This is a genomic window from Pseudomonadota bacterium (genome assembly GCA_039033415.1).
Lineage (GTDB): Bacteria > Pseudomonadota > Gammaproteobacteria > Xanthomonadales > SZUA-38 > JANQOZ01.
Genome location: JBCCCR010000006.1, coordinates 227,656 through 242,060, shown reverse-complemented (window position 1 = coordinate 242,060; position 14,405 = coordinate 227,656). Strand labels below are relative to the sequence as shown.

Below are 14,405 nucleotides of genomic sequence, written 5' to 3'. Positions count from 1 at the left end.
GCCACATGCAGGGATTTAAGGTCAACGAGTTTGGCGGGCCGGAGGTGATGGTCTGGGAGGAGCTGGAGCCGCTGGTACCCGGCGAGGGCCAGGTGCTGGTTGACGTACACGCCAGCGGCGTGAATTTTGCTGAAACCCGCATGCGGGCCGGCACCTACAGCGGCCAGCCGCTGCCGTTTGTCATGGGCATGGAAGGTGCCGGCGTTGTGGTGGCTATCGGAGCCGGCGTGACCGCTTTCAAACCCGGCGACCGGGTATTTGGCAGAGCGCGCGGCACCCACGCCGAGCAGGTGCTGTTCGACGAAGCTCACCTGATGTCGTTACCCGACTCGCTGTCCTTCGAAGAAGGGGCCGCGATTCCGGTTGGATGGCTCACCGCCTGGCATGCGCTCCACACGGTGGCGGAAATTGCCCCGCGGCAGCGGGTGCTGGTGGAGGCCGTGGGCGGCAGTGTCGGCAGCGCCGCGCTGCAGATCGCCAGTCAGCACGGCTGCTGGACCGCCGCGACCGCCAGCCTGGACAACAAGCTGGAGCCCGCCAGTACTTTCGGCGCTGACCTGCTGATCAACTACCAGCGCGAGTCCATCAGTGACCGCGTTGCTGAGGCGACGGATAGTCAGGGGGTGGACGTGAGCCTGATGACCATCGGTAGCGCCACCTCGCAGCAGCTGCTGGACTCCATGGGCATGGAAGGGAAGGTCGTGATGTTTGGCAGCACGGGCGGCCGCGATATCACCTTCAACCTCAATATCGGCGTCCTCAATATCCAGCTGCTGTCCATGAGTATCTCAACAAGCCCGCGCTTTGAAACGGAAACGATGGCCAGCTTTCGGCGGCACGCTCTGCCGCGGTTTGCGGACGGCAGCTTTAAGGCGGTGGTCGATCGGGTGCTGCCACTCGCCGAGGTGGTCAAGGCCCACGCGATGATCGACGACCGCAAACACTACGGCAAAATCATCCTCAAGGTGGAGCGCTAGCACGCTATTTCTGCGGCATCGCCGCCGGCAGGGGTTCCTGCTCCGCCAGCCACCAGCTGGCTGCGGTGGCCAGGCAGGTGCCAAAAATCAGGAGCGCAATCGGCGCAAAGGCCCCGGTGTAGACCGCGCCGGCGAGGATCGTGAAGAGACCTCCGACAAGCAGGCCGATCGCGCTCGAGAGGCCAGAGGCGGTGCCAGCGATCACCGGATGGGCCTGGATTGCGCCGGCCATCGCGCCGGGCGTGATAGCCCCGGATAGGGTCATTAGAAAGCCCAGCGGGACCAGGATGGTCATCGGTGACGATTCCATCAAAACGTTCAGCAAGGCCAGCACTGCGCCACCAGCCACCGCCAGCAGCACGCTGGCGCTCACCACACGCCGGGTACCATACGCCCGGGTGGTGCGGGCACCGAGCCAGGCGCCAAGCACGTATGCCAACGCCATCAGCCCCCAGATGGTCCCGAAGCGGGATGAGCTGTAGCCGAACGCAGCGGCAAAATGGGCCGCGCCGATCGCCATAAAAGAAAAGAACGTGCCCTGAACAAAACCGAAAACCAGGGTGCTGCCGACAAATTTTTTCGATCGCAGCAGGTCGCCGTAGCTGACCAGCCAGTCGCGCCAGCGGGGCTGAGGCGCCTCTTTAGGTAACGTTTCGGAAAGATGCATCAGCATATTGACCAGCACCAGCAGGCCCATGGCGGCTGAGAACACAAATATCCACGCATAGCCGGTGGCGGAGTCCAGCACGCCGCCGGCGATGGGGGCCACCACCGGCGCCAGGCCCATGGTTGCAGCGATATAGGACATTCCCTCGGCGACCTTGTCCGCGCTCCGGGTATCCCTCAGGATGGCGCGGCTCGCCACCGTGCCAACGCTGACGCCCGCCGCCTGCACAAAGCGCGCGGCGATCAGCAGCTCCAGCGTCGGCGCCACCGCGCACAGCAGGCTGGCCGCCACAAAAACCAGGAACCCGACGAGCATTACCGGCCGGCGGCCGTAGCGATCGCATAGAAAGCCGCAAGCGGGCTGGGCGATCGACAGGCCCAGCAGATAGGCGGAAACCAAAAACTGCACCGACAGGAAATCGGCGGAAAAACGTTCGCTCACGCTCCCAAGGGCAGGCACCACAACCGCCATGCCAAAGGGCGACAAACCGCTGGCGACGCCAAGCAGCCAGACGGAGGGGACTTCTCGCTCAGCGTTAGCCATCCACCCATGATAAATTATTCAGATGTTAACGAAATCTGAAAGCGTCACTTCTGTCGCACCCGTAAGCCCGCCTGATGAACTGAACGCAGCCGCCTCCAGGCTGATCGAAGCCCTGTCTCGCGTGCTGGCGCCCGACGAGATCATCAGCGACAGCGCGGCGCGGGAGCGCCTGTCCAGCGATGTCTACAGCCAGGGCGAGACGGCTCGGCTGGTGATTCGTCCCGCCGATCGTCAGCGTCTGGCCGACGCGGTCGGGCTGATCACCGCGCAGGGTTTTGCCGTATTTCCGCGCGGCGGCGGGATGAGCTACACCGGAGGTTACCTGCCGGACCGCCGCCAGGCGGTGGTCGTCGACACGTCAGCGCTCGATGCGATCCTGGAGGTCAGCCCGGAGAACATGACCATTACCGTCGAGGCGGGCGTCACGTGGAAAGCCATTTATGAAACGCTCGACCCGCTAGGCCTGCGGCTACCGTTTTTCGGAACGTTTTCCGGCGCCTGTGCCACGGTCGGCGGCGGGCTGTCGAACGGCGCGCTGTTCATGGGTACGGCACGTTACGGCTCCGGCGCGGAGCTGGTGCTCGGGCTCGAGGTGGTCACCGCCAACGGCAACGTGCTGACGACAGGTCAGGCTGGCTTCAAAAACGGCAAAGGCTTCTACCGCAGCTACGGACCCGACCTGACCGGTCTGTTTGTGCACGACGCCGGCGCGCTCGGCGTCAAGGCGGCGGCCACGCTGCGGCTGATCAAGAAGCCGAGCGCTAACGACTACGCATCGTTTGTTTTTGCGACGGCCGCGGACGCAGCCGCGGCGCTGTCCGACATCGCTCGATCGGGCTGCGCGGAAGAGGTCTACGTCTTTGATCCGGAGACCAACCGGCGCAGCATGAAAGAGGCCGACCTCAAGGCTGATATCAAGCGCCTCCTCAACGTGGTGAAGAAACAGGGGTTAAGGGCCGGCGCCGGGATCGCCGCTGCCGGCCGGGGTGTCGCGGGAGACGACGTTTATTCGCTGCATCTGGTGTGTGCCGGCAACACCGATGAAGCCGTGGCTGCCGATCGAGCGACCTGCTGCGAGCTCGCGTTGCGGCACCGCGGCGCTGAGATTGCCGACTCGATCCCGCGCGCGGTGCGGGCCAACCTTTTTGAACCGCTGAACGGAATCCTCGGCGGTGACGGCGACCGCTGGGCGGCGCTGAATTCAAAGGTTGCCCATGAAGACGCCGCGGAAACCATCGAGGGCGTGAACCGCATCTTTGCGTCGCATGCAGACGCCATGGCCGCGAATCGCGTGACGTTCAGCCAGTTGTTCGTGGCGATCTCCAACCATGCGTTCAGCTACGAGCCGGTGCTGCGGTGGTATGACGAGTGGCTGCCGCTGCACCGCAGCACGCCGGAGCCTTCACACCTGAAGAAGCTGACCGAGCCGGAACCCAATCCAAAGGGCAGGGCGCTGGTCGAGACGATCCGTCGTGAAATCGTGGCCTTTTTCCAGGCCCGGGGCGCAGCCAGTACGCAGATTGGCCGCACTTATCCCTACTATGACTCGCTGTCGCCGGTCGCCGCTGAGCTGGTCGCCGCACTGAAGCAGTCTCTGGATCCCTCGGGCCTGATGAATCCCGGCGCGTTGGGTCTGCCGGCCAGCAAACCGATCGATTAATTACTGCCGGCTCAGCCGGAATCAGTTTGCGGCGGCTCACGCTTGAGGTCAGTGAGCTCGTAGTGGGTCTGCATGTACCCGGCGACGCCCGCTTTGAGCAGCACGTACTCGCCGTCGGCTGTCGTCCAGATCTCGTAGGGCGGATGCTCGCCGCTTTCGTTGGAACCCAACGCCGTGCTGGAGCGGTCCCCGTAGCAAAAGTGCAGGGCGTCAAAGGTGCCTGCGGCGACGGTGACCGTCTCGGGACCGACGTATTCGATGCGCATGCCCGGATCGTGCCAGACCAGCTCCGGTCCGGTCGCACCGCGATGATCGAGCGAGGTCATCAAAAAGCGGTCAAAAATTTTGACCGTCGGTCCGTTGCTGACGTCCAGTGAATGCAGGTGCCAAGCATCACCCTGGATCGGGTGGGTGCCGAACAGATCGCCGGGCTGATCGTATTCCACGCGGTCGCTGAACCGGCCGCGGTCCGCCAGCACCCCCTCACACTCGGCAAAGCGGTCCTCGAAGCGATACCAGGTGGCGCCCATAAATTGATCGCCGACGCTCAGGCGCACGTAGGCTTCGCGGGTGGTCCAGCTGTCGTCGACGGTCAGCATCACGTCGCGCATCACGTTGGGTGCGTCGTCGATTTCGCAGTGCGCCCGCAGCGTCCGCCAGCCGTTGCCGTGGCGCGTGATGGTGAACTGCTCGCGGCCGCGCTCGGCGCCCAGCCGGTCGGGTTTGCGACTCGTGTACTTCACCTGCCCGTATATGGTTTCATGGGGTTTCACGATCGTTCTCCATCTGTGAGCGGTTCGATCATAGGGGACCCACAGGCCGCTGTTAAGGACACGTATGCGCAAACCATTTTACGGCTGGGCGATCACTTCCATGGGTGTGCTCGGCAACGCCCTTCAGGGCGGGCTGATCTTCTGGTCGATGGGCATGTACACGTCGGCGTTTGAGGACGAGTTCGGCGCCACGCGCGCCCGGATTACGCTGATCGAAACGCTCATCACGGCGGGTTCCAACATCATGTCGCCGTTTGTCGGCATGTGGGTGGACAAGAAGTCTGCCCGACACCTGGTGGCGGTCGGCGCCGTCAGCATGGGCAGCGGGATGGTGCTGATCAGTCAGGCCGGGCAGCTTGTTCAGGTATGGGTGGTTTACGCGACGCTGATTCCGCTTGGGGTCTTATCGCTTGGCATGCTGCCCAGCTCAGCTCTGATCGCCCGCTGGTTCCGAAAAAATCGCGGGCTGGCGCTCGGGGTATCGCTGACGGGTTCGTCGATCGGCGGCTTTCTCGCGCCTCCGGCGCTGGCGTTTCTGTTTGTCGCTTACGGCTGGCGCACGTCGATGATGTTTCTGGGGTTGGGCGTGATTGCGCTGGCGCCGGTCTTTTACCGCGTGCTGGCGAATTTTCCCGAGGACCGCGGGCTAGAGCCGGAGGCGCCGGCAGCCCAAGACGACGCGGCTTCGACCTCAACACAGGCCGCCGACTGGTCGTTCCGTCGGCTGTTTCGCAGTCCAACGCTGTACCTTCAGACCGTCTACTCCGGGGCGCTGCTCGGCGTCACGCTCGGCATGCTGGCAAACTTGAGTCTGCACACCAAGGACCTGGGCTTTAGCGGCCAGCAGACCGCGCTGCTGTATTCGATCGTGGCCTTTTGCTCGCTGGGCGGGAAGGTGGTGACCGGTTCGCTGGCGGATCGTTTTGGTATCGGGCCGGTGGCTCTGCTCGCGGTGCTGCTGATGAGCTCAGCGCTAGTCACCTTCTGGTCTTTTCAGAGCTACGAGGGTCTCATCCTCGCCAGCGTGCTGCTCGGCGGCGCCGCCGGAAGCACCACCCCGGTGTGGACCTCCATGATCTCCCGATCGTTTGGTGCCCGCAGCTTCGGTCGGGCTTTTGGGATTCAGAGCCCAATGCATATTCCGATTACGGCGCCGACGGCACCGCTCGCCGGCCATATCAGCGACGTTACCGGCTCTTACGAGCTGGTGTTTCTCCTCTATCTGGGAATCGTTGTGCTTGCCGCTATGGCTCTGCTTCTGATGCGGCGTTTTTCGACGAGCCCCGCCCCAGCCTAAGCTGGCCTCGCCGAAGGCTTATGCTACATTGCCTCGTCTTCCTTGGCCGGCCGCAATCCGGCGCTCATTCATGTCCAGGAGTCAGCTCTATGAACCCACTTTCCCGTTGCCGGCACGCTGCTGCGGCCGCGCTGTTGATCGGTGCCGGTTTGGCGTCAGCACAGGCCGTCGAATTCGAAGACTACGACTTTTCGCGCTGGTCCCAGGAGGTCACTGAATGCGACCGCCTGACCTCACACGGTCGGGATCCCGGGCATGTCGCTGATCCTGTGAGCCGGTCGGGCATGGATAAGTCCGCCGCGATCGCCGCCTGCACCAAAGCGGTGGCGGCTGACCCGGAGAATCCACGCCTTAACTATCAGCTGGGCCGGGCCTACGGCTATTCCGGGCGGGGTGAGGAAGCGATGCCCTACCGCCTGAAGGCGTTGTCCAAAGACTATCCGCAATCCACGTTTGTGATCGGCTATCTTTATCTGCTCGGGCAAACCATCGAGCAGAACACCTGTAAGGCGCTGGACCTCTGGCAGCGTTCGGCGCGCAATCGGCGGCTCGCGGCGCTGGTGTCTCTGCCTCGTCACTATGTGCGGGGAGACTTCGATGAGTGCGGGGTCAAGATCACCAAAGTCGACCTGACAGCCTACCTCGACGAAGCCGGCAAGCAGTCGAGCGATTACTACGTCGGTATGCTGATCGAGGAGATTCGCCAGGATCTGGCCATTGCGCCATGATCGACTGAGCTGCGCGCGGCGTGGCGCGGGCCGATGAACCGAAGCGTACGGCTCGGTGGCTGGTCGAGCGTATCGGTGGGCGTTGCCAGTCTCGCTGCGGCGCTGGAACTGTGGCAGAAGACGTTCGGCCTTTCGTGCGAAGAGCTTCGAGTTGGACACGATCCCGAGCTCGCCTGGCTGTGGGGGATTGAGCCGGAGGACATAGTCCAGCAGGCGCTGCTTCGAACGCCCGGGCTAACGGCGGGTGGCCTGCATCTGGTGGAGTTTCATGAACCTGAACCACCGATTCGGCAGGGTGCTGAGGTGTTCGATCTGTGCCCCAAAAACCTGGACATTTATGTCGACGATCTGCCGCGCCGTATGGCTGAGCTGCAGCAGCGGGGCTGGGCGTTCCGCAATGATCACTGCAGCGAGGTAGAGGCGCCTGACGGCACCGTTTTCCGCGAGGTTCATTTGCCGTCTCACGACGCGATCAACGTGGTCCTGCTTCAGGTGCTGGGCCAGAGCCACCCCTTTACCGCGCACGGGTTCGCCGGCGTAGGCCCGCTGATCACGATCGTGGGCGACGCGGCCGCGGAGCGGCGGTATTTTGAGCAGGGTTTTGGTATGCAGCTGTTGACGCACAACCTCCTGTCCGGACCTGAGGTGGAAAAGATGGTCGGCTTGCCTGCCGGAGCTGAGCTGGATATCAGCATCTGGGGCGAAGCGGGCCAGCACTTCGGCCAGATGGAGCTGATTCAGTACCGCGGCGTTGAAGGCGTCGACCGATACCCCCTGGCCAAGCCCAAGTCGCTCGGCGTGCTGCACGTAAACTATCGTTGTGCTGACCTTGCAGCTCTGGCCGCACAGCTTGCCGAAGCCGGTGGCCCCATTTCAGAGCATGAGCCGGTTCAGGTGCTGCCGGGGTCGGGCGCCGCGCTGACCGCGCACACACCCGCGGGGCTGCGTATCGATATTTTTTCGCAATAGGGAAACGATAATATGAATCAACGACGGAGCCCTGGTTGGATTGCGCTCAGGTTTTTTTGCTTAAGTCTTTTTGCGGTCACGCCGACGATGGGCTGGGCGCAGGGGCAGGACAGCCAGCCCTACGAGCGTGACCTTATGGTGATTGCGACGATGTTGCAGGGCGGGTTCGATAACGCCAATCAGAGCTACTTCGACGTGCGCGGTGATCGCAGCGAAAAACACCGGCGCATACATCAGGTGGTTGAATCGGTGCCCGGCAGCGCGCTGGGTGAGCACGTCTTTGTGGTGTCCGGGTACTGGGACAGCGACTTTGAGAAAGCCACCGGCAGCCAGCTGTGGTCGCTGAGGCCGGAGCCCGAGACGGCCACCGTCCAGATGCAAATGTGGGTGCTGGAACCCGGTGTAGGTACGGGCAACCTGCCGCCCGGTGATCAGCTCCCCGCCGCGGACGCCTGCGAGCTGCTCTGGCGACGTGAGCCGGCACAGTTTCGGGCGACCTCTCGCCAGAGCTGCGCGAAGGATCTGCCCACGGAGGTGGTCATCAGCGAACGACACCTATGGATGGCCTTCACTGGGTCCGGGCAGGACTTTCAGCTCCACCGGATCCGTCGCTTCGAGTGTTACGCCGATATCCCTGGCGTGGGCGGCGGGCGCGATGAGCCATACGAGCGGTACGAAGGCCTGCGGCTTCACGACCAGGGCGGGCAGGCCTGGTTTACCGACAAAGAAGATCGTCGTTTCCGGGTCAGCCTGTTTCTGGTCGACTGGCCGATCAACAACTACGAGGGCATTTTCACCCGGGATTCGCTGGTGGTGTACCTGAGCGAAGCTATGGGCGACAGCATGAAAGAGCACGGCTACGCGTTCACCGTGCCCACCGCGGATCGCATTGGGCTTAATCTGAAATGGGCGCTGGTGAGCTGCTACATGAACTCAAACCGTTTTGAGACGCCCTTTATGTAGCGCGGTTGCTCAGGGAGCCGGCGGACCTAGCAGCGTTTTGAAAAACGAAGTTCTTCGGCGCGCTGCGCCCAGCACATGGATGGCAATTCTTACAGCCCCCTAGGCGGCGCCGGCTTTCTCCTGGGCCGCCACCTCAGCGAGATAGCTGCGCCTGGCGTAGGGAATGAGCAGCAGCGCCGGAAGGCCGAAGATGGCCGGCACCGCAGCAACCGCGTAGTTGAGGTTCTCGTTGCCAAACACCCCGTCCGACAGCCAGCCGACGGTTCCCGGGCCCAGCAGCAATCCGCTGAGACTCAAAACCATGTAGTAGAGCGCTACCGTCTGGCCGCGGATCTCGCTGGGCGTGATGTTCATGAGCGCGGTGACGCCGGTGGCTGACGCCAGGGCGATGCCGCAGGTGTTGAACACGATGACGGCAAACGCGGCCACGGGGTTCGGCATCAGGGGTGCAATGATGCCGGTCGGCACCAGCACGCAGACTCCCAGCATGATGATCAGCAGTGGTGCGTCTTTGCGGCCCTGCGCGTAGAACTTGTCGTTCAGCCAGCCGGCCACGTTGACCGTCAGCGGGCCCACCGCCAGCAGTACAAATGCGTTGACCGTCGCGTACATCTCAGCCTCCATGCCCCAGGTTCGCAGAAACATCGGGGCGTACCAGCCCTGGCTGTAGGCGACGATCGTCATCACGCAGACGAAGTAAACAAAGCTCAGATAGGTTTTCCAGCGGCTCCCAACGTGGGCCAGCATGACGGAAAACTTCGGCGCCACCGACGCGCCCGCCGTGCGATGCCGGGGCGGCTCACGCAGCGTTAGGACCAGCGGCGCCAGCAGCAGGCCCGGCAGGCCCACCACAATAAATGTGAATTGCCACGGGGCCACACTGCCGAGCAGCGGTACAGAGATTTCGGGCACCGATTTCGCCCACGTCAGGATGCCGGCGCTCAGCAGCGATGCGATGCCGGCGCCGAGGGATAGCGCTGCGGTGTAGAACGCAATAGGTCGACCGCGCTTTTCGCGCGGAAAGCTGTCGGAGATCATCGACATGGTGCAGGGGCTTAAGGTCGCCTCGCCGGCCCCGACCGTCATGCGGGCGATGAACATGTGGGCAAAGTTCTTGGCCATGCCGGATGCCACGGTGGCCGCCGACCAGACTGCAACGCCTGCGGCAACCAAGAAGGTGCGGCGCTTGCGGTCAGCAAGGTAGCCCAACGGCAGGCCCATTGTGGCGTAAAAGACGGAAAAAGCCAGGCCCAGAAGGTAGCCGATCTGGGTGTCCGTGAGCTCGAGGTCAGCCTTGATGGGTTCGATCAGCAGACCCAGGATATAGCGATCGACAAACGACAGGACGTAGGCGATGGTGAGGATCACCACCATGTACCACGCGTAACGCGGGTTTGGGTAAGACCGTTCGCTTTGCGCCATCGTCGGTCAGCCCGCCGCGGGGATCTTATAGATCACCACCAGGTTGCCATCAAGATCCACAATACCCACCTCCTGGCCGACCCGGCCATCGTGGGTGTGAAGCTCCTCCTCATCGTAGACGTGGCATCCTAGCGCCTCCGCCCCGGCACACACCGCTTCGACGTCGCCTACCTCCAGGACTATGGCGCTGCGTCTCGGGAACGGCACGGGCAGCATGTCTCCCGGCACCTCCGTCAGCGCCATAACTCGGACCTGACTTTCGGTGCTCAGCACACAAAAGCGCATCTGATTGCTGCGATCGATTTCGAAGACCGAGTAGGAGTAGGAATCGTCCGGTGAGTCTTTGGTGAAGGCCACCTCAAAACCCAGCACGTCGCGGTACAACGCGAGCGCGCGGTCAATGTCCTTGACGAGATAGTTGGCTCGTTGGAATCGCAGATAAGGTTTGTCAGCCATGGTTCATCCTGAAGGTGGCAGCGGCGGCGCTACCCATGTTAACGAAAAGGTCAGGCGCTGCGCTCGACCTCGTGAATAAAACTCAAAAGTTCCCGGCTGGCTTCGGCCGCATAGGCGCTGAGAAAGCCGTGGCCCCAGGCGGGGTAGTCGTTGCGCTGGCCATTCATCAGCAGCGCATCGGCACGCTTGGATTGCTCAAAGCAGTCGTCCGCCGGGTTCATGACCCGCACCGGGTGGCGAAGCTCAGCAAGCTTGTGCCGATAGGTGGCGCCGTAGGCGAACGCCGCCCGATGGCCCCATTCATAGTGGTCCCCGGCTCGCAGATTCTCGGCCATGGACGTGGCGGCCATCTGCAGCGTCATGCCCGGACCACGATGGTGCAGCACACGTTCCCACATGATTCGGAAGCGGGTCCCCGCCTCGTCGATGGGGATCGGCGCATAGGTGCGGTGCAGCCGCTCCAGATCTTCGTCGGTGAATACCGGCGCGCCAATGCAGGTCACGCTCAGGACGTCAGCAGGACGCCGGGACGCAGCCTCCACGGCCACCATGGACCCGGTGTGGTGCCCGACAAAATGGACCGGCGCCTTCGCTAGCTGGTCGACGACCCGCCAGACGTCGGCGGCGAAGTCTTCGATCCGCACTTCAGGCTCCGCCGGCGGCAGGTCGGACTCCCCGTGCCCGGGATAGTCAGGCGCCAGCACCATCCGGTCGGCAGCCAGGTGCGGCATTACGTCAGCGAAGAGTCGGCCGGACTTGGGGCTCATGTGCAGGCAAACCACGGGCGCTGCCGCGGCATCCCCCGGCTCGCAGATGCGTGTGTGCAGCTGGCCATACTGTCCGTCGACAAACTGCCGCCGAAGCTGCGGATAAGGGGGCTGGTTAGACAGGTTGGCCATCGCTGCAAACGTTATTTTGTTATATCATTATGTCATTATTCGGTCGGCCCCGCGCAAGACGCTGTAACCTGCAAAAGTCAGGCAAACCGCGAGCCGGTGTGCCGCCCGTCGCCGCCCTCGAGGTTGCTCATGACTCGCCTTTTACTGATCGTTCTGCTGTGTGTGCCGCGCCTTGCGGGGTCTCAGCCAGAGACACAGGCTGCGTCACTGGTCACCGGCGGCTACCAGGAAGCGGTATTCAGCGTTTCTTCCCTCGAAGGCTATCGCGAGTTTTTTGAAAACGTTGCGGGCTGGCAGGTCAAGGCGGAGGGCCCGCTCAGCGACGCGCAGCTCCGGGCTTGGGGGCTCGGCGGCGACGCGTCTGGCCACCAGCTGGTGCTGGGCAATCCGGGCACGCCGCGCGGCTATGTGCGGCTGGTGAAGTTTTCGGGCGTTCCTCAGCAGCAGATCCGCTCCAACGCGCAGTCCTGGGACACGGGCGGCTGGTTTGACGTCAACGCACGCGTGCTGAGCATGGATCAGAAGTTCAACGAATTTCAGGCGCGCAACTGGCAGGCCTCCAGCGATCCGGTCCAGTTCAGCTTCGGGCCGTTTGTGGTTAAGGAGTGGCTGGCGCGCGGACCTGATGGGGTGGTTATGGCGCTGATCGAGCGGATCGAGCCGCCCCTGGAGGGCTGGCCTCAGCTGCAGCAGATGAGTCGGATCTTCAACGCAACCCAGATTGTTCCCGACATCGAGCAGGCCCGGGACTTCTACATGAATAAGCTTGGCTTCACGTCTTACCTGGAACATCACGGAGCCAGCAAGGCGCCGGGGCCCAACGTGCTCGGTATGCCTCATAACGTTACCGCGGAGGTGCCGCGGATCGTCAGCATTGTCCACCCTCAGGGCAAAAACGAGGGTTCGGTTGAGCTGCTGCAGTTTGACGGGCTGACCGGCGCCGACTGGGCGGATCGGGCCAGCCCGCCAAACCTGGGGATCGTCATGCTGCGCTTTCCGGTCGCCGATCTCACCGCTTTCTACGACCACGTTCGGCGGAAGGGTATCGAGGTGATTGCCGCGCCGGCGACCATTGAGCTTAAGCCCTACGGGACCGCCAGGGTGTTGGCCGTCCGCGGGCCGGGCGGCGTCTGGCTGGAGTTTTTTGAACTGTTAACACAATCCGCTGACGCTGGGCTGGAGAATCATGATGGTTGATAACAACATCTCAACACCGGCCGTCGCGGCTGGCCGTTGGCTTACCACCGCGCTGCTGCTGGTCGCCGCGGCGGCGGCTTGTTTCACAACCGGCCCGGTCAGGGCAGAGGAGAATCGCGTGATTGCAGTGCTGGGTACAGGGCGCGTCGGAAACGCGCTGGGGCCCCGTTTCGCCGAACTCGGCATGCGGGTGGTATATGGATCTCGGGATCCGCAGCGGGAGGACGTGCAGTCGTTGGTGGAGAAAACCGGCGGCGACGCGTCAGCGGCGACGACCGCTGAAGCGGCGGCCCAGGCGGATGTGGTGGTGATCGCGACACCCTTCCGGGCGATGGAGGCGGTGCTCGGTGAACTAAGCGGCCTGTCGGGAAAGATCATTATCGACGTCAGCAACGCGCTGGTTCCGACCGAAGATGGCCTGATGGCGATGGCCACCGATCGGTCAGCCGGCGAAGCGATCCAGGAGGCGTTGCCGGATTGCCAGGTGGTCAAAGCCTTTAACACCGTAGGCTTTCACGTGATGGCCAACCCGGCCGCTGCCGGTGGTTCGGTGTCGGTGCCACTGGCCGGAGACAGCGTTGAGGCAAAGGAGCAGGTGTCGGAGCTTGTTGAGAAGCTCGGGTTTGAGACGGTGGACGTCGGGCCCATTCGCCACGCCCGCTACCTCGAGGGTATGGCGGCACTCTATATCGTTCCGTATCTCCAGGGTCGGCGCGATCAGGCGTTTGAGTTTTACCTGCGTAAGGGCGCCAGCCCGAAGAAAAGTACCGGGGTCAGGGCGGCCAACTGATGTCCCTGAAGCCGGGATCTTTGGCTCACGGTGCGGGGCGCCGCCCTCAGCCGCGGGTGTTGGCCTGGTAGGCTCGACGCACAAAAGGCAGCGCGCCCAGCGGGGCCTCCACGTAGTGAATAAAGCGCCACTGACCCTCACGCTGCCGGAGTATCGAGCTGACGCGCACGTCGATGCCCAGAGGCCTCACGCCGCGGGCGGCTGAACCGGTCAGGCTGGCGTCGACGTGCATGTCGAACGTCGCAACCTGAAGGTCGTCGGCCAGCGGCTTCAGGTTCAGGCCGTCGACCCAAAGCTGCACCGACTCGACGGCGGCGGTGGTGAGGTCAAAATACTTGGAGACCTCATCGAGGCTCACCATCGGCTTTTCGAACTCTTCTGCCAGGTAATAGATCTCGGCCTCGCTGTGGTCCCAGAGCCGGAGCAGCGCCGAGAAGTTCATGGCGTTCCAGGCCTCTCGGTATGCCTCGATGGTCGACTCAGCCGTATCCATCAACGGTCTTGCGCCAGCGGCGGGTAGCACACGCGAAACGTCTCGAAGGCGATGATCGTGTCGTCGTCACAGCGCTGGTCGTAGGGTGCCAGCACGCTGTCAAACCAGCCTTTGTGGGTTGCTTGCCAGGCGTCCAGCGCTCGGACGCGGGGTCCGTCCAGGCTCGTGTGCTGTTCCGTAATCTCTCCGTAGGGAACGTCGTCGATGTTGGTGATCATTACCGCCCGGGCTGCGGCACCCTCGGCATCCTGAAAGATGATGCCGTCGCCGACCGCCGGCCTGGGCCGGTCAAGCTGCCGATAGATCTCGGGCAGGCTCACCGTACCCGTTTTGTTGCCGCTGGCAATCGCGTCCAGGATGGCCGCATTGATGGCGGGCTGGCTGCCGATCTGCCGGCAGGTGAAGGCGTCTGGCAGCTCCGGGCAGTGCCGTCGGGCCTCCTCCCAAAAGTTCTCCATGGCTTGGGTCACAGGTTGTTCGTTCAAGGCCGATCCAGGCGGTTCAATTCACCGCTGATCATACCGCAGGGCGGCGATTCTGCGAGGCCTGTGGCATAGTGCGGTGGTGATGT

At 63.2% G+C, this 14,405-nt stretch carries 15 protein-coding genes; 8 read left to right on the top strand and 7 right to left on the bottom strand.

Going from position 1 to position 14,405, the window contains the following annotated elements:
• A partial coding sequence (locus tag AAF358_06980) for a zinc-binding dehydrogenase (protein ID MEM7705278.1) occupies positions 1-977 on the top strand: 977 nt, incomplete at its 5' end.
• A 4-nt stretch (positions 978-981) separates the two neighbouring features.
• Here AAF358_06980 and AAF358_06975 read toward each other — a convergent pair.
• Positions 982-2,187, bottom strand: coding sequence for a multidrug effflux MFS transporter (locus AAF358_06975; protein MEM7705277.1), 1,206 nt, complete (start codon positions 2,185-2,187; stop codon positions 982-984).
• 22 nt (positions 2,188-2,209) lie between these two features.
• Between AAF358_06975 and AAF358_06970 the strand changes: the two genes are divergently transcribed.
• Complete coding sequence (locus AAF358_06970; protein MEM7705276.1) at positions 2,210-3,847, top strand: FAD-binding oxidoreductase; 1,638 nt, start codon at positions 2,210-2,212, stop codon at positions 3,845-3,847.
• Positions 3,848-3,858: 11 nt separating this feature from the next.
• Here AAF358_06970 and AAF358_06965 read toward each other — a convergent pair whose 3' ends face one another.
• Positions 3,859-4,620: a hypothetical protein gene (locus AAF358_06965; GenBank protein ID MEM7705275.1), complete on the bottom strand. Its 762-nt coding sequence runs from the start codon at positions 4,618-4,620 to the stop codon at positions 3,859-3,861.
• Positions 4,621-4,684: 64 nt separating this feature from the next.
• Between AAF358_06965 and AAF358_06960 the strand changes: the two genes are divergently transcribed.
• The 4 genes from AAF358_06960 to AAF358_06945 all read left to right on the top strand — a co-directional run bounded on the left by AAF358_06960 (position 4,685) and on the right by AAF358_06945 (position 8,577).
• Complete coding sequence (locus AAF358_06960) at positions 4,685-5,917, top strand: MFS transporter (protein MEM7705274.1); 1,233 nt, start codon at positions 4,685-4,687, stop codon at positions 5,915-5,917.
• A gap of 89 nt (positions 5,918-6,006) precedes the next feature.
• Complete coding sequence (locus AAF358_06955; protein ID MEM7705273.1) at positions 6,007-6,645, top strand: hypothetical protein; 639 nt, start codon at positions 6,007-6,009, stop codon at positions 6,643-6,645.
• A 33-nt stretch (positions 6,646-6,678) separates the two neighbouring features.
• Positions 6,679-7,614, top strand: a complete 936-nt coding sequence (locus tag AAF358_06950; protein ID MEM7705272.1) for a hypothetical protein — start codon at positions 6,679-6,681, stop codon at positions 7,612-7,614.
• A gap of 12 nt (positions 7,615-7,626) precedes the next feature.
• The gene (locus tag AAF358_06945; protein ID MEM7705271.1) at positions 7,627-8,577 is read left to right on the top strand and encodes a hypothetical protein; all 951 of its coding nucleotides are present in this window, start codon (positions 7,627-7,629) and stop codon (positions 8,575-8,577) included.
• A 99-nt stretch (positions 8,578-8,676) separates the two neighbouring features.
• Here the strand turns inward: AAF358_06945 and AAF358_06940 are convergent, their stop codons facing one another.
• The 3 genes from AAF358_06940 to AAF358_06930 are packed head-to-tail and all read right to left on the bottom strand — an operon-like array spanning position 8,677 to position 11,354.
• Positions 8,677-9,999 carry an MFS transporter gene (locus tag AAF358_06940; GenBank protein ID MEM7705270.1) on the bottom strand — a complete coding sequence of 441 codons (1,323 nt, stop codon included), beginning with the start codon at positions 9,997-9,999 and terminating at the stop codon, positions 8,677-8,679.
• A gap of 6 nt (positions 10,000-10,005) precedes the next feature.
• Positions 10,006-10,455 carry a VOC family protein gene (locus AAF358_06935; protein MEM7705269.1) on the bottom strand — a complete coding sequence of 150 codons (450 nt, stop codon included), beginning with the start codon at positions 10,453-10,455 and terminating at the stop codon, positions 10,006-10,008.
• Between the two features lie 50 nt (positions 10,456-10,505).
• Complete coding sequence (locus AAF358_06930; GenBank protein ID MEM7705268.1) at positions 10,506-11,354, bottom strand: alpha/beta hydrolase; 849 nt, start codon at positions 11,352-11,354, stop codon at positions 10,506-10,508.
• A 129-nt stretch (positions 11,355-11,483) separates the two neighbouring features.
• Here AAF358_06930 and AAF358_06925 point away from each other — a divergent pair, with 129 nt between their 5' ends.
• Together AAF358_06925 and AAF358_06920 are read left to right on the top strand one after the other, a co-directional pair.
• A complete protein-coding gene (locus tag AAF358_06925; GenBank protein MEM7705267.1) occupies positions 11,484-12,551 on the top strand; it encodes a VOC family protein in 1,068 nt (355 codons plus the stop codon).
• Positions 12,541-13,341 (top strand): NAD(P)-binding domain-containing protein, encoded by an 801-nt coding sequence (locus AAF358_06920; protein ID MEM7705266.1) that lies wholly within the window; start codon positions 12,541-12,543, stop codon positions 13,339-13,341. The genes AAF358_06925 and AAF358_06920 overlap by 11 nt, the downstream gene beginning before the upstream one ends.
• A 46-nt stretch (positions 13,342-13,387) precedes the next feature.
• Here AAF358_06920 and AAF358_06915 read toward each other — a convergent pair whose 3' ends face one another.
• Both AAF358_06915 and AAF358_06910 read right to left on the bottom strand, forming a co-directional pair.
• Positions 13,388-13,834, bottom strand: a complete 447-nt coding sequence (locus AAF358_06915; protein ID MEM7705265.1) for a nuclear transport factor 2 family protein — start codon at positions 13,832-13,834, stop codon at positions 13,388-13,390.
• Complete coding sequence (locus AAF358_06910) at positions 13,834-14,319, bottom strand: ASCH domain-containing protein (GenBank protein MEM7705264.1); 486 nt, start codon at positions 14,317-14,319, stop codon at positions 13,834-13,836. The genes AAF358_06915 and AAF358_06910 overlap by 1 nt, the downstream gene beginning before the upstream one ends.
• Between the last annotated feature and the right edge of the window lie 86 nt (positions 14,320-14,405).

Excerpts from the sequence above, each read along its gene's own strand:
- AAF358_06935 (MEM7705269.1), bottom strand. The coding sequence starts at position 10,455 with ATGGCTGACAAACCTTATCTGCGATTCCAACGAGCCAACTATCTCGTC.
- AAF358_06925 (MEM7705267.1), top strand. The coding sequence starts at position 11,484 with ATGACTCGCCTTTTACTGATCGTTCTGCTGTGTGTGCCGCGCCTTGCG.
- AAF358_06960 (MEM7705274.1), top strand. The coding sequence starts at position 4,685 with ATGCGCAAACCATTTTACGGCTGGGCGATCACTTCCATGGGTGTGCTC.
- AAF358_06950 (MEM7705272.1), top strand. The coding sequence starts at position 6,679 with ATGAACCGAAGCGTACGGCTCGGTGGCTGGTCGAGCGTATCGGTGGGC.
- AAF358_06940 (MEM7705270.1), bottom strand. The coding sequence starts at position 9,999 with ATGGCGCAAAGCGAACGGTCTTACCCAAACCCGCGTTACGCGTGGTAC.
- AAF358_06920 (MEM7705266.1), top strand. The coding sequence starts at position 12,541 with ATGATGGTTGATAACAACATCTCAACACCGGCCGTCGCGGCTGGCCGT.
- AAF358_06975 (MEM7705277.1), bottom strand. The coding sequence starts at position 2,187 with ATGGCTAACGCTGAGCGAGAAGTCCCCTCCGTCTGGCTGCTTGGCGTC.
- AAF358_06955 (MEM7705273.1), top strand. The coding sequence starts at position 6,007 with ATGAACCCACTTTCCCGTTGCCGGCACGCTGCTGCGGCCGCGCTGTTG.
- AAF358_06945 (MEM7705271.1), top strand. The coding sequence starts at position 7,627 with ATGAATCAACGACGGAGCCCTGGTTGGATTGCGCTCAGGTTTTTTTGC.
- AAF358_06930 (MEM7705268.1), bottom strand. The coding sequence starts at position 11,354 with ATGGCCAACCTGTCTAACCAGCCCCCTTATCCGCAGCTTCGGCGGCAG.
- AAF358_06915 (MEM7705265.1), bottom strand. The coding sequence starts at position 13,834 with ATGGATACGGCTGAGTCGACCATCGAGGCATACCGAGAGGCCTGGAAC.
- AAF358_06970 (MEM7705276.1), top strand. The coding sequence starts at position 2,210 with ATGTTAACGAAATCTGAAAGCGTCACTTCTGTCGCACCCGTAAGCCCG.